The organism is Zhongshania aquatica, assembly GCF_027257955.1.
Lineage (GTDB): Bacteria > Pseudomonadota > Gammaproteobacteria > Pseudomonadales > Spongiibacteraceae > Spongiibacter > Spongiibacter aquatica.
On sequence record NZ_JANZNQ010000002.1, the window covers coordinates 31,971 to 47,270 of the forward strand.

General features: G+C 46.3%; 8 protein-coding genes and 1 tRNA gene. 1 reads left to right on the forward strand and 8 read right to left on the reverse strand.

The annotated features are described in order from the left end of the window. Window positions 1-361: 361 nt before the first annotated feature. The gene (locus O9X78_RS02135; RefSeq protein ID WP_269617960.1) at window positions 362-541 is read left to right on the forward strand and encodes a hypothetical protein; all 180 of its coding nucleotides are present in this window, start codon (window positions 362-364) and stop codon (window positions 539-541) included. 57 nt (window positions 542-598) lie between these two features. On the opposite strand, the gene O9X78_RS02140 is transcribed toward O9X78_RS02135, so the two are convergent. From O9X78_RS02140 to O9X78_RS02175, 8 genes are all read right to left on the reverse strand, one after another. Next, window positions 599-1,690, reverse strand: a complete 1,092-nt coding sequence (locus tag O9X78_RS02140; protein ID WP_269617961.1) for an endonuclease NucS domain-containing protein — start codon at window positions 1,688-1,690, stop codon at window positions 599-601. Between the two features lie 27 nt (window positions 1,691-1,717). Beyond that, window positions 1,718-5,653 (reverse strand): RNA-directed DNA polymerase, encoded by a 3,936-nt coding sequence (locus O9X78_RS02145; protein WP_269617962.1) that lies wholly within the window; start codon window positions 5,651-5,653, stop codon window positions 1,718-1,720. A gap of 448 nt (window positions 5,654-6,101) precedes the next feature. Next, on the reverse strand, window positions 6,102-9,302 hold the full coding sequence (locus O9X78_RS02150; RefSeq protein ID WP_269617963.1) for a type I restriction endonuclease subunit R: 3,201 nt from the start codon (window positions 9,300-9,302) through the stop codon (window positions 6,102-6,104). Between the two features lie 11 nt (window positions 9,303-9,313). Continuing rightward, window positions 9,314-10,306 (reverse strand): virulence RhuM family protein/type II toxin-antitoxin system death-on-curing family toxin, encoded by a 993-nt coding sequence (locus tag O9X78_RS02155; protein WP_269617964.1) that lies wholly within the window; start codon window positions 10,304-10,306, stop codon window positions 9,314-9,316. Further along, window positions 10,299-11,546, reverse strand: a complete 1,248-nt coding sequence (locus O9X78_RS02160; RefSeq protein WP_269617965.1) for an FRG domain-containing protein — start codon at window positions 11,544-11,546, stop codon at window positions 10,299-10,301. The genes O9X78_RS02155 and O9X78_RS02160 overlap by 8 nt, the downstream gene beginning before the upstream one ends. Before the next feature lie 7 nt (window positions 11,547-11,553). Further along, a complete protein-coding gene (locus tag O9X78_RS02165; protein WP_269617966.1) occupies window positions 11,554-12,954 on the reverse strand; it encodes a restriction endonuclease subunit S in 1,401 nt (466 codons plus the stop codon). Beyond that, entirely contained in the window at window positions 12,947-14,620 is a 1,674-nt protein-coding gene (locus tag O9X78_RS02170; protein ID WP_269617967.1) for a class I SAM-dependent DNA methyltransferase, read from the reverse strand. Before O9X78_RS02170 ends, O9X78_RS02165 begins: the two co-directional genes overlap by 8 nt. A gap of 579 nt (window positions 14,621-15,199) precedes the next feature. Next, window positions 15,200-15,291: transfer RNA gene (locus O9X78_RS02175), tRNA-Ser, on the reverse strand. Between the last annotated feature and the right edge of the window lie 9 nt (window positions 15,292-15,300).

Genomic DNA, 15,300 nt, shown 5'->3' on the forward strand with positions numbered 1-15,300 from the left:
TTATATGCAAGAAACCTCATTCTATTGTAGGCAATGTTGCCGGTTGCTCTATCCCACGCAATTGGAAGACAGACACGGTAGAGCTTGCACTAAACGCAATAAACTATATGAAAAGCTGCACGGTAATTGCCGGCCCCGCATGTGGAAGAGAACTAGGGATCGTCTTTATTTTGAATACCTCTATGCAGAATTAGATGCAATACACGCTTTGTCGGCTACAGTAGACTTCTACAATCGTAGCTTAGGTTGGCGGAAGTAATAACGAATAATGACATCAGCAATTAACTATAAAAACTTAGACTTAACCAGACAATCTCACTTGCTTGGGTTAACTAAAACCACCACTAAAAGGCCAACAACAATGAAAGATGATGAGGATTACGAATACCTTGAGATACCTGATTGGCTATTTGCCAAACAAGGCCCATATCACGTAGGGCCCATTACATGGTCGGCTGAAATATTACACTCTTGGATGTTATTTACCTTCTACCCCATTTATCGTGAAAAGAGTCACTGGGCCGGCGAGCTTGAAGCATAGTTATCGAAAGATACAAATGTAGGCGTCAAACCACTGTATATAGACGCTCAAAAAAGGCTAGGTGATACTCCAAGTCTGCTTCAATCGATTCACTGTATGGCTCCATTTAGGTGTTGTCGGTTTGCATACAGAGTTCTGATTACCAAACAAGCCAACTTCACTAAATGCCTGAGCTATAGGAACTGTGTGCTCCCACTTTATCGGAACGAAATACTCGGCAGCGTCGATAGAGTCATGGTCAAAACTGCAATAATTCACCTGAGTTTCCAAGCCTCTAAGATTTTCCTTCTCGACTAGAAAATCATCCAGACTTACACGGTCTCCAGTCACGACTCCAACGCCTACATAGCCCGTTTTAGGAATATTTACCCAGACCCTATCTCCCTCAGACAGCATATTCAGCGTATTGGTATACCAGCCACCCCCACCGGCACTAATGAATCCATAACGAAGAGCGTCATCCCAGCTCCGACGTTCACCCTCACCGAACGACACATAGAATTCGCCGTTCCAAGGTTCACGTGCACCTCTGGTGCTAGCCAATTGCTGGGTTTCTTTTGGGTCGATCATCCACGCTCGAGACAAATAGCGCTTATCTCCATCGATGAATGCAGAGAAAAACACCGCGTTAATACCTACGCCGTGCCGATCATTAAGATAGGTGATGATACGTTCCGTGCTTGCATCCAACTCAGACGCCACTATCACCATCTGATGGGAGTCATTCAAGTTAACATCTGCCAAAGGTAAACTAAATTTGGCAAAAAAAGCTGCGTCCAAACTACTTTCCGGCAACCCGTGCCGTAAAGCGAAATCGAGATAGCAATCTACCAGCTGCGCATCGTCTACGGTATCAATCCACGATGCATAGTCTATGGCCTGCGCCACCACATCACGAGGAGTTTTATCTCGTTTCAGCTCGATGATAATCACGCTGCCATTGGCATCTAGTGCAAGTAGATCAATCCGCTTGTCAAAACTGGTACGCACCTGGCGACCGATAAGCAACCAATCAGCATTAATAATGGAAACGTCACGAACAATAAGCTCCTCAAGTTGATTTTCATCATCTAGCTTTGCTGTCCGAAGGCGTTGGGAGGCCACATTGCCTCCTCCATCAATTCGCCATATACCTTGTTCTATTGCCATCTAAAACGCTCCGTAAAGAAAATCAAGTCACTCGAAGTCTTCAAGTGGTATACCGGCAGGCGCAGTTTTCCTGTCGATATTAGAACGCATGCTTTTACCAGCCCCGTCCCTTCGGAAGTCAAACATGTTCATCTCAAAGGTATTAATAGCCACCTGATCATTACCCGTCGAGTGTGCAATTAAGCGCTTGTGCGGCTTGTCATAAGGCGCCATAGCGTAGGACCCCCCAAACTCACCGGTATTGACGAGCACAACATGTTGATACATGTGGTAGTGCAGCGCCTCAACCATTGAGTCAAAGGTATTAACGTCACGATTCAATGCTGGAATTAGAAGTGCATTCGACTTGTCGCGCAAATCCGCACTCAAATGAATATCTGTCGCATCAAAGCAGACCGCCCCCGTTAGAACGAAACCTCTCTCCTTCGGAAATCGAGGATGAACAAGTTCCAACATTAACTGGTAGGGTCGCCATGGCTGAACCTTTGCTATTCGCTCCCCCTCCATCATGTGGTGCTTGCCCTGATACCTAATAATTTCGTTCATATTTCCATTGTGTTTTCTAGGAACAATCCACGCAGCGCAATTATTTGGGCCTTTGACGCCCTGTTGCTGAATGAAACTTAGGCCTGCAAATACAATTGCATGCGTCTTCCTAGAGAGAGCTACGAGAATATCCATATCATCTTTATGTACCGCTAGCTCAGGCCAAACAATTAGATCTATATCCTCATGTCGCTCGCCCTTTTTAGGCTTATCGAGATGCTGAGCTTCGATATGCTTGATCACTAACTCAGCAACCCTAGCAACATGCTGACGGTGCTTAGCCCGATAGATCGGCTGATCCAATAGAATTCCATAACTTGAAAAATCATCCTTGTGCGGCATTTTAGACTGAACCATTGCCACGGTAAGCCCAGTTTTATCATGCGACCATGCTGGGTTAACGAGTTCGAGTAAGCTAGGCGTTCTAGAAAGTTCACAATAATTGCGCTTAAGTAACGCAAGGCGTTCGTCAACCAGCTTCTTAACCGCCACTAGGGTCAACTCCAAGGGCCAGTCATAGCCCTGATCATTCACTCTGATACCGGGCCACCTAAGTAATTTAGACAACAAGGTAGTCAACCAAGCCGAAAACTCGGCTGATTCGCCAGCCAACGCCTCTGGCGTGGTCATTAAACCAATTTGCCGTTTGTATTGGGTAGATTTAAGTCCTCTATAACCCGCCTTAGTTAAAAAGGACCGGCCAAAGCTAGTTGGATCTTCGGACCCAGCCAGAACTGCACGCAGGCAAAATGCGATACGCTGCAATACAAATGTATCGTCGTGCTCAGCATGGAGGTGACCCGCGATATTCGCTATAGACACATGAAACCGCACAGCGCTGACAATCAAATTCTCGTCGAATGCACCAAAAGCGGGAGGATTCCGATAACAAGAAAATTCAATCTTCGTTTCCGCCAAATCTATAAATTTGTCTGGCCGCGCCGTCTCAATTTCGGGCGCTTTATCAATCAAAGCCAACATCAATTTAAGCGCCATCACCTCATTCGCCAAAGGGTTATCTATACGGCTAATAAGCTTATATATTGGTATATCACCGTTAAGGTCTTTTAAAGGTTTAGCTGACGGCCGGGAATCAAGGTAAAGGCGGCGATCCAATTCTGTAGCCTTTACTTCAGCAACCCACCGATACTTTAGCTGCCGAGCATGACGAATCAAGGAACAACACAGGGCCACATCTTGCATAGCGATAAGCTCTAGAATAGGTATAGCCTCAAGCCTTATATTAAGCATCGAAGCTGTAGCACGAATCACTGCTTTTTGATCATTAAGCAACTGACTAGCTATCAATATACAGGCAGCTATCTCACGGTCAGTCATTTCTTCCGGTAAGGTTATTTGCCTGAACCCTTTAGTTAGCTTTACGATTAAGTCTTGGTAATCATTACCACTACCCAACTCCAATGTTGTATCAAGACGAACCATCAGTAGGAATCGTGCTTGTTCTGCCAAAAAGTTAAACGGCGCCTTTTTTACCGCTCTACCGCCCGCACTATCATCATCCTCAGCGGCTCGTTCGTCATCGGCAATAATAATGTCGACAGCAAATTGCTGCAGCTCTTCAAAAAACGAGTTCATGTCAGCATGAGCAGGAATCGCTTGCAGGTCCTTGCGGTGAATAACAGTTGCTGAATGACGAAATATTTCTGCCAAACAGTAATTAGCTGTCGCAACCAGCCTAAGCGCATTAGCAACACGCGAATTGCTATATTTATTTAGGATTAACTTTAGCTGCTCCAATATCGGCCCAAGTAATTTGGGACTAGGATATAGCTCCAAACCCTTTTTCAATAGCAACACTAATGACGGGTCCCGGCTCCAACAAGCAATAAAACGACGAGCTATGCGCTCCTGCAGATAATCCCACTCCCCAGGCACGGGCTGGCCTTGTTCACCAACATCACGGGAAGTGAAGTGCCTAATACTACTGAGTAAACTTGATATTTTGTTTGCTGCGAAACGCTTCAGCGTATCTTCTCGCACATCAAGAAAATCCCGTTCAATCGCCGCCAGCCTGTTAATCCGGCAGTTATCCCCTAACTGCTCTGGATTATCGCTTCCAGCCATCGTCAGCAAAGATTCAAGACGCCCAAGGTACTCACCTGCCTCATCTAATGGCACAGGCCCACTCATCTTCGACTGAATATCTTGCATAGCTACAGAAATCCCAACGGATTTACCGCGAAACACCTCAACCTTTGTCTTATCCGTGTTTAGGCGAAGATTTATTTTCTGCAATTCGCGATCAAACATCTCGTTAAGCCATGAGGTAATTGCGGTAATAGGATCGACACCACAACCTTTTCTGCTAGGACCAACAATCACTAACCGCATGTCATCGACGTAACGACAATAGTCTACAATTCTAATTTCACTACCGAGGAGCGCCGAAATTTCGGCTTTACTACCAGTAAGGAGAGACATGTACTTATCGAAATCTGCCAAGTAAACATTTGAAAGGAAGCCACCAGAAACTAGCCCTTGAGGTATGCCTTCGGGTACTACTTTTACAATATCAGATGCACAAACGGCGAATTTTGAATGTGCGTCAGAAGACCACTTCCAGTGGCAAAACGCCTGTAGGATATTGCCTCTTGCGGCAATATTGCTGCTGCTCGAAGATTCCTGTCTATTTGCAATGACTTCAATTTTTTGAGCCAACTTGTCTCGATCAACCAAATCAAAAAATTGCTTCATATCTAGCTCAACGATATAAACTTCTTGATCGTCAGATTTCTCAGCCAACTCTTTTATCGCAAAATGGTATGGCCTTTGAAGGAACTGCCGATAGTCAGTAAAGTATTTACTATAGACAGTCGTCGCGCCATAACTGTGCTCTGCCTTTTCATCTACGTATTGGCAGTACAGTCGATTTCCGTAACTAACAACTTTCTTTTCGTGAACCTTATCAAACGGGGTTGCAGGGTCTCCCTGTTCGGCCTCCACCTCGTTAGCAATACACATCATTACCAACGTCATTATAGTTTGTTCACGAATACCAATGTGAGCAAGGGGGCGTAACTTTAGTTTATCGAGATCAGAGGGCTTCCAAACCAAACACTCTGCGGGTACATTAAACTCACTAAGTGAAACTTCTAATACACTTTGCCCTTCAGTCGGTTTCTTTTCGTTTTCTTTAAATTCCCATTTACACCCTTTAGGAGCTGGAATCAGCTCAATCGGAGTAAATTCTAGGTCATTCACCAATTCGCGAGACCAATCCTGACAACGATTTGGAAGATCAATCGTCGTGGTATCTATCTCAAAGTTATCCGCATACCAACTTGTAGTCCGGACGTAGTGCTGAGCTTTTTTCCAAGCCAATGCCAGCAGCAATGGATCTTGCAAATATTCATCCGTGAGGGCGAGCTTTTTATACTTTTCGTTGAGTACGGACATTACGTTTTCCCTAACTAATCACTTGATCCAATACTGTTTCATTATGCTATCTGAGTTTCAGGCAAGATTTACTTTTTTATCCGGTTTCTACCGAAGATTAAATATTCTATCTTTGGCGACGACAAAATTAACCTAGAACTAGCAAAAACACCCTAACACAACTCGCTATCTTAATATGGGAGTAGCATGCCCTTAGAGTGCCACATGTGACATTCTTGCTTGTCTACTCGAAAATCAATGGCTTCACGTTTGTTTTGTTGTTAATTTTTACTAGGTAAGAATTAACGAATCAGCCACCGAGAGCCCGAGGCCTTGGACTTTTACAACTACAAACCAATGTACGGACGCTCAAAAAAGGCAAAGGAATCTGGGAAACGGGGTACTTCGATGTAGCCTTGTTGCGCGCGGCTCGCTCAGAGGGATGAAACGCGCAACAAGATTTTTAAATCTACACACTCCAGTTTTGGCTCAAAACTTCTGCTTGCTTCAAACACAGTTCAATCGCCTCTTCGGACTTATCCGGCGGATATTTCCAGCGTCGTAGTGCGCGGCGTACTAGGTTTCTTAACTTAGCTCTTACACTATCCCGAACTTGCCAATCTACCGTGGTGGATTTGCGCAACTGCTCGGTCACGTACTTGGCGAGTTCACGCAGGTTGTTATCGCCGAGCTCCTTAACCGCGGCTTCGTTTTGAATCAATGCGCGGTAAAAAGCAATTTCGTCGGACGACAGCCCAGATTTTTCAGCAAGTTCAGCGTCTGTGGCCATGTCTTTGGCCATTTTAATCAGCTCTTCAATCACCTGCGCCGTTTCAATAGCACGGTTATGATACTTGCGTAGGGTTTCCATAATACGGTCGGAGTACTTCTTCTCCGAGACCACATCGGTTTTCATTCTGGCTTTTATTTCATCACGCAGTAGGCGTTCTAGCAGCTCAACAGCAAGGTTCTTTTCTTTAAGGTTGGCGACGTCTTCCATAAACTCAGCAGACAACAAACCAATATTCGGTTTATCTAGCCCCACCAGCTTAAAAATGTCATCTACACCACCGGCAATAATGGCATTGTCGATAATTTGCTTTAAGGCCGAATTTTTCTCTTCATCGGTACGGCGTTTATCCACAGTGGTAAATTTGCTAATCGCATTTTTTACGGCGTCAAAAAAACCGATTTCCTTAGAATAAGCTTTAGCTTCGTCTAAGGTGCCACACAGGGTATAGGCTGAGCGCAGGCTCGCCATAACATCGAGGAAGCGTTTTTTACCATCCAACTCACCGTTGGCGCCCTCTAAAGAGAGAATATGATTCATCACCCTTGGCAGCAGTTCTAGCGCCTTGGTTTCAAACTCGCTGTAATCGCAGCCGTGCATCATGCCATGTAGCTTATCTATGTTTTCCAGCAGCACTGCAAAGGCTTCGTGGGTGTCGTGGGTCGGTTTACCTTTGCCCTGGGAGCCAGTATAGGTTTTTAGGGCCTGCTTCAATTCATTGGCAATGCCGATGTAATCCACCACTAAACCGCCGGGCTTGTCTTTAAACACGCGGTTAACACGAGCTATGGCCTGCATTAAGTTGTGGCCTTTCATTGGCTTGTCGATATACATGGTGTGACAGTTAGGCGCGTCAAAACCCGTCAGCCACATATCCCGCACTATCACCAATTGCAGTGGGTCATTAACGTCTTTAAAACGCTTCTCAAACAACTTTTTGGTAATCTTGTTATGGATATGCGGCTGCAACTTGGCTTTATCAGAGGCCGACCCCGTCATTACCACTTTAATGGCGCCCTTGGCGGGATCAAGATCGTGCCAGTCGGGGTTAAAGCTAACAATCGCGTTATACATGTCCACGCAAATTTCGCGACTCATACACACAATCATGCCTTTACCCGGCATAGTGTTAGTGCGGTCTTCAAAGTGTGTTACTAAATCCTTGGCCACTTGCGCTATACGCGGCTCACTGCCAACGAGTTTTTCCAGTGCCGCCCATTTCGATTTAGTGCTTTCGCGAATAGAGACATCTTCCTCGTCTTCAATTACCTCGTCTACTTCATCGTTTAAGGCTTCCATCGCTGCGGCATTAATATCGAGCTTTGCCAAGCGAGACTCGTAATAGATTGGCACCGTAGCGCCATCATCTACCGCGTCTTGAATGTCGTAGATCGAAACATAGTCACCAAATACCGCGCGGGTGTCTTTATCAGCAGAATCAATCGGTGTGCCGGTAAAGCCAATAAACGAAGCTTCCGGCAAGGCGTCGCGCATATGCTTGGAATAGCCGAAGGTGTACTTCATATCAACCACATTGCCAGCCTTGTCTTTAACATTAACAAGCTTGGCTTTGTCGCCGTATTGGCTGCGATGCGCTTCATCACTCACTACCACGATATTATGGCGGGTGCTCAGTACTGGGTGGCTAGACTCCTCACTACCGTCTTCATTTTTGGCTAAGGCAAACTTTTGCACGGTTGTGAAGATAATACCGCCGGATTGCCGCGACGCTAAAATATCGCGCAAGTCGTCCCTGTCGCTCGCCTGAACCGGGGTTTGCTTCAAAATATCGCTGGCCATGCTAAAGGTGTCGAACAACTGGCCATCTAAATCATTGCGATCGGTGACAATAACAATGGTGGGGTTATTCATCTCCGGCTGGGCCAGTAGCTTACCGGCATAACACACCATCGAGATTGATTTACCCGAACCCTGAGTATGCCAAACTACACCAGCTTTACCGGAGCCGGGCACCACGTTGTTGGCGTAGTTCGCCCGTGGCTCTGTCAGGTTTTTAGATTGCTGTTGGGCGGCAATAACCGTTGCCCGCACCGCTTCGCGCACCGCGTGAAACTGGTGATAACCGGCGATCTTTTTAATCGTTACGTCACCAGCTTGCTCGAACAACACAAAGTGACGCAGATAGTCTAAAAACAGTTCCGGTTTAAAAAAGCCTTTTACCAATGTTTCTAAAAAATATTCAAACTGGGGTTTATCGTGCTCGTTATTCACTACCCGCCAAGGCAAAAAACGCTCCTTGCTCGCGGTAAGCGAACCGACTCGCGCATTTAGGCCATCGCTAACCACCAGCGCCTCGTTAAAAATAAACAGATCAGGGATTTCATCTTTATAGGTTTGCAGCTGCTGAAAAGCCGACCAAATATCGGCGTTACTGTCGGCGGGGTTTTTCAGTTCCAAGACCGCCAGCGGCAAGCCATTAACAAACACAATCACATCGGGGCGGCGATTACCCTTGCTGCCGGTAATCGTGTATTGGTTAACCACTAAAAACTGGTTACTCGCGGTATTGGCAAAATCGACTAATTTAACGTAATCGGTCTTTTCTTCCCCTGCCGCATCCTTAAAGCTCACCTTCACGCCTTCCAGCAAGCAAGTATGAAAGGCTTTATTGTTTTTAATTAAGCTCGGGGATTCTGGTTTAGCGACCTGAAAAGCAACTTGCACCAAGGTGCTGGCCGGAATAGTGGGATTTAAACGCTGCAGGCAGACCAACAGACGATCATGCAAAACGACTTGCCGGTAATCGCTGCGCTCAGGGCTGTCGCCATCGGGGGCAATATCGTAGCCGCACACATAGTCGTAGCCGATGGCTTTAAACCAAGCGAGGCAGAGCTGTTCCAGCTGGTCTTCTGTTATCACTTATTAGTCCTTTAATTAGCCTTAAGCGTTATAAACTGCTGCACAAGGCGAATAATCAGTTCTTTTTGATCCGGCTTACTTTCGGCAACCAATAAGGCCAAGGCCACCAGGGTGTTGTCGTTAACCAGCGCATCAACCGGTTTGGCCAGCAAATGCTGATTATTGCGCAGATACCACAAAAACAGAAACGAACCCGTGCGCTTGTTGCCATCTGCCAAGGGGTGATTCTTAATCACAAAATACAGCAAGTGGGCGGCTCGGCTAGCCACATTGGGGTAAAACCATTCGTCGCCAAAGCCTTGCTCTAAAGTCCCCAGCGCCGAGGCCAGACCATCGCCGCGCAATTGAGCAAACAGCTCGGTGGCTTCACCTTTGGCAATCAAGGCCTGCTTCAACTCCGCAATGGCGGGTAATACCTGTTCCAGCTCCAGACCTGCCATGTCAGTTTGGCGGGCTGTTTGATCACCAATACTCTGCTCATCGTAGCCCTGTAACAAGGACCAACTGCGGGCATAGTCGTTAATCACCTGCAATACCGCCGCGCCCTGCTCGGTCACTAATTGCTGATTTGCCAGTGTTTGCGACAGCAGCTGTACCACCTGCTCAAACTCAATGCCGCGTTCCTGCAAGCGGCGCTGATTGAGGGTGTAGCCTTCTACCAAATACTGTTTTAGCACCCCTGTAGCCCACTGGCGAAACTGCACGCCACGCTGGGATTTGACCCGATAGCCGACGGAGATAATCACATCCAAATTAAAGTAGCTAACTTGGTAGATCTTACCGTCTGCCGCAGTTGTTGCATTTTTTGCAACAACTGAATCTCTCACCAGCTCCCCTTCCTTAAAGATGTTTGATATATGGCGGGATATTACCGACTTATCACGCGCAAACAGATCCACCATTTGGTCCAGGCTAAGCCAAGCCGTATCCTGATCCAGCGAGACTTCCAGCTCTACCTTGCCGTCAGCAGCTTGAAAAAGTTGAATTTGATGACTACTAGTCATCGATAGCTACTCCTTTAGCCTTTGCGTCCTTAGTCAACACATCCAATATGCTTGCTATAGCCACATCCCTAGCATTAGCTGGATAACCTAGCTTTCTCAATGTAATCCTTAAAGTAGAACGTATTTTCGCCAGAATCGCCTCGCGCTCGTACCAATCAACCACCTGCAACTGCTGTATCTCTTTATTGATCCTCTCTGCAATTAACTGAATTCGGCCTGGTTCTACGCGCTTCTCAGCTTGCGAATCTAATATGGCGGCAAGAATAGGCACACCTTCCTCGTCTGATTCAAAGACCCGAGGTTTTTCAGGCCTGGTAGTATCAACGGCGGGTAATTGAGACTCCTTTACGCGCCGCGTCGATTGTTCCAGCTCATACTCGCGTCTTTCTTCTGCAACAATTAAATTACAGTATTCAGAGGCTCCGATAAGATCAGGGAACAAACTGGCATGATGAACATTCATCCGTCGTAGGTGCCGCATACAGCCTTCACGATCTTCGTTTTTGATATAAATTTTACAGATATACTTAGCGATGATATTGGCTTGATCCTCCTCTGGCGCATTGCGCAATTCATCATCGTCAAAATCTTCGTCACTTATAGTGTCAGCGAGCATGTTTTCGATAGTGGAATCATAAGGTGAAAATGTGAATAGACCTGCTTGATTAACCAAACGACCGTGGTCGTCTTTCCGCGGCTCAAACATACGTATTTCAGGGCAAAGTTCATCATCAGCAATGAATGTTCTATTTAAAACATAAATAGCGCGGTAATCGTTCTCCTTTTCTTCTTCCGAATCCTCCTTGGAAAAAGCAAAAAATAACGCCACATAAGGGGAATAAGTCCAGTCCAACAAGGGCGTCATTAAGCCGTGATGCTGCCCGACGGCCCATAGCTCATCTTCTTCGTCTTCTAATACCAACCCATTATTTGAAAGCCGACCTCTTACCGCCCGTCTGAAATAGTCCAGTTGCGTATCAGCCAGTTCTTTATCAATAATGCCCGATTCAGGAATTCTGGCTAGCGTCGGCATCAAGCCCCAATCGAAACGGCGGTGGCCACGAAAAACCAATTGCGTTTTTGGCCGGTTAAAAAAGGGAGCTTCAAGCAATCGCGTAAAATCCTGCCAATGCTCTAAGCGAGTGACGGGAATACGGCCATTAACCTCATCAGACAAAATATCAAAATTGACAGTGTCGTCATTCCATAACGGGATTTTTTCAAAATCATAATTATCCATAATTCAGTTAAGCAACCTCACCAGTTTCAATCTCTCCGGAGAGGAGTTTTGGCAATAATGAGTCTCTAGCTTGTTCGAGTGTTTTATTTTCTCTTACCAGCTGTTCCTTTTGCTTATACAAGGTCGTAATGATTGTTGAGTAAGCTTCGGCTACATCAATTGCAGGTGAAACAATTTCGTTAATGATGAACTCAGCCCAATGCCTTCTATATTCCTGAAACTCTTGCCTACCTTGTATTGCGTAATAAACCCATATTGTAGGATAGCCACTCCCAGCAAGCGGAATGACATTTTGTGAAATGTCAAAATCTTCGCATGATAAATGGGTAACGCACGTATGATCCCCAAATATGAATAGAGGACGGTCGGCCGAGGCGGAAAATCCCGCTTTACCATTATGAAATCCAAGCAAAATATCTGCCCCTTGCTCATAGACCGGGATCGCCCCAAAAGGCTCAATCTGTTTTTTCGTATATCGTTTCTTGGGCTTCAAGCGTTCAACGACATCACCAATTTTTTTAACCCCCCACCCCTCCGGAATCTCACCCAACTCAGAATCAACCAAAGCATCAGGAAACAAGGCGGCGATGTTTTGCAGGTGCTGTAGCTGCTCGGGGCTGAGTTGTTGTAGTTCTTCTGGATTTTTGCCGCTGATAGCCGTCATGGCGGCTTGGTTCATGGCGTCGTCGAGGCTTTGGGAGTTTGGCTTAGCTGTGTCGTCGGTCTCGCTGTAGCACGTCGGCGAGCTGGTTTCGACCACGTCGTGCAAGGCTTGCCAGCGTTGTTTGGCTGCGATTTTGGCGCGAGTGGGGTCGAAATCGACAAACCAGCTTTTGAAGATGGCTTGGGCGATGTGTTCTAGGGTTTGGTTGGCTTGGCGGTTGAGCTTTATTTTTTCGTCCAGCGATTTCAATATTTTAGAAACTCTTTTTTGTTCTGCCAACGGTGGCAATGGAATCGGTAAACTTTTAACAGTTGGAATATTTGTATAACCCTGCACAGAACCGGCATTATGATTAGCATGATTACTTTTAAATACTTCACTACTAACGACATAATATAAATATTCTGAATCCAGTTTTTCTGGATCAGGTCTCAGCAAGCCAATAGAACTAGAGAATCCAAAATAATCACCTTCTTTATAAAGATATGAATTACCAAAAGTACCAATTATTCCAAATAACACATCACCGGGCCGGGGCCTTCTAGTCGCTTTACTATTTTCTGGAAACAGTTTTTCAAATGATTCTTCAGATATAAAATCCAATTTATCTAACTTCAGCTCCCCTTGGCCTATATTTTTCGAAGTTAAATACGGCACGCCTTCACCAATCCTTTTAACTTTACTATGAGCACCGTCGCCTACAGAACAAACGTCACCAATTAGAACTTCCTGAAAACTAGACATCGAAACCCAACCCCGCCAAGTTCTTTTTAATCTCCACCTCCAAACGATCCGATTCTTCAAACTGGCTTTTCAATTGCCCAGTTAACCGTGCCATTTTATCCGCAAAGAGTTCGCCATCGCCTTCCTCTTCGGTAGCGCCCACGTAGCGACCGGGGGTGAGTACGTAGTCGTGCTTTTGCAGCTCATCTAGTTTTGCAGATTTACAGAAGCCCGCAGTGTCTTCATAAGCTTCGCCCATTTGCCACGCATGAAACGTCTCGGTGACTTTGTTTAAATCGTCTTGGGTAAAGTCACGTAATACGCGGTCTTTCATATAGCCTAAATTGCGGGCATCTATAAACAGCACTTCGCCGCGGCGGTCGCGCAGTTGCCTGCCGCTGGCGGCGGTGCGGGCGTTTTTGTTTTTGCTTAAAAACCAGATACATGCAGGAATTTGGGTGTTGGTAAATAATTGACCGGGTAAGGCGACCATGCATTCCACTAGGTCGTTGTCGATTAAAGCTTGGCGAATGGCGCCTTCGCCGCTGGTGTTGGAACTCATGGATCCGTTTGCCAATAACAAACCCAGGCTACCATTGGGTGCTAGGTGGTAAAGCATGTGCTGCAACCACGCAAAGTTGGCGTTGCCACTGGGCGGTTTGCCGTAAACCCAGCGCGGGTCGTTGTCGCTCACGCCAGTGTCCCACTCTTTCATATTGAAGGGTGGGTTGGCCATAACGAAGTCGGCGCGTAGATCTGGGTGTTGGTCGTGGGTGTATGTGCTGGCGGGCTCTTTGCCAAAGTTAAAGTCGATGCCGCGTATGACCATGTTCATGGCGGCCAGCTGCCAGGTAGTGTGGTTGGCCTCTTGCCCGTATATAGAAACATCGCCAATTTTGCCTTTGTGGGCGGTAATAAAGTGCTCAGACTGCACAAAGAAACCACCGCTGCCCATGGCGGGGTCGTAAACCCTACCCTTAAAGGGTTCGAGCATTTGCACAATAAGGCTAACGATGGATTTGGGCGTGTAGAACTGACCGCCCTTTTTGCCCTCTGCCAAGGCGAACTGACCCAGAAAGTATTCGTAAACATGGCCGAGTATGTCTTTGCTGCTCAGTGTGGCGTGGTTAAATGGGATGGTGGCGATAAGGTCGATTAACTCGCCTAACTTAGATTGGTCGATTTGCAGCTGGGTGTAGCGTTTGTTTAGTACTCCTTTGAGCTTGGGGTTGTCAGTTTCGATAGCGTCGAGGGCGTTGTCGATAAGGTGGCCGACGGAGCTGATCTTTAACCTAGCGCCCTCGCCTAGCGGCAAATCTGCGCCACCAATAACGGTTTTGTTATTGTCTTGCAGAAATTGCCAGCGCGCCTGCTGTGGTACCCAGAAGGTATTGGTTTCTAGGTAGTAGTCGCGAACCTCTAGCTCGGTGTCGATTTCAGCTTGGTAGGATGCGGCATCATCAAAATCGGCTGGGTCTAGATAGTAGTCGCAATCGGGATTGTTAAATTGAGCTGTTAACTCGTCGCGGCGAATATCGAAGGCATCGGACACGTATTTGAGAAACACCAAGCCCAGCATCACATGCTTGTATTGGGAGGCGTCTAGCGATGGCAAAAGTTTGTTGGCGCTGGTCCAGAGTTTTTTCTCTAGGTCATTAAGGAACTGCTGCTCTTCAGAATTCGTCATAGATCGCTACTTAAACATCCAATTAAAAAAACACAGAGGCTTAAATAGCTGAAATCACTTGTGGAAACCGGGCTATCCTTACCTCGCTTTATTGAGGGCAAGATTACCAGCGATGAACAGGCTTTACTATTAGAACCTAGCCGCATCTCTTAGCTCGCCACCTAGGCAAACCTTAAGTGAAGACGTTACCGTTTATCACTTAATCAAAAACAGCTCTCAAGCATACGTCTAGTCATAGACTTTGTTCGCCCCAGAGTTAACGACATAACGAGTTTTAGGCTTATCTTCAGGCATATCCACCCAAGGCATTTTACTTGAGCCTAGAATGCTTTAAGGGAGCCTCGATGCAGCAAAAAACTTATATAAATGAGATAAGTCTAGTCGCGGATATTTGCAGATATTAGAGATTAGATTTTGGTGCCAAAGCCAAACTCAGCTTGGTAGGGTATTAAAATAAGAGGATTTCAAACCTAAAGAAATTACTACACTATAGAGGGTATTAATTTCCGTACAACTACCGTACTCACCAAATTTCAGGCAAAGAAAAGCCCGCATTTAGCGGGCTTAACTCATTGATAATGGCGGAGAAGGAGGGATTCGAACCCTCGATGCAGGATTAACCGCATACTCCCTTAGCAGGGGAGCGCCTTCAGCCACTCGGCCACCTCTCCGGGATGTCT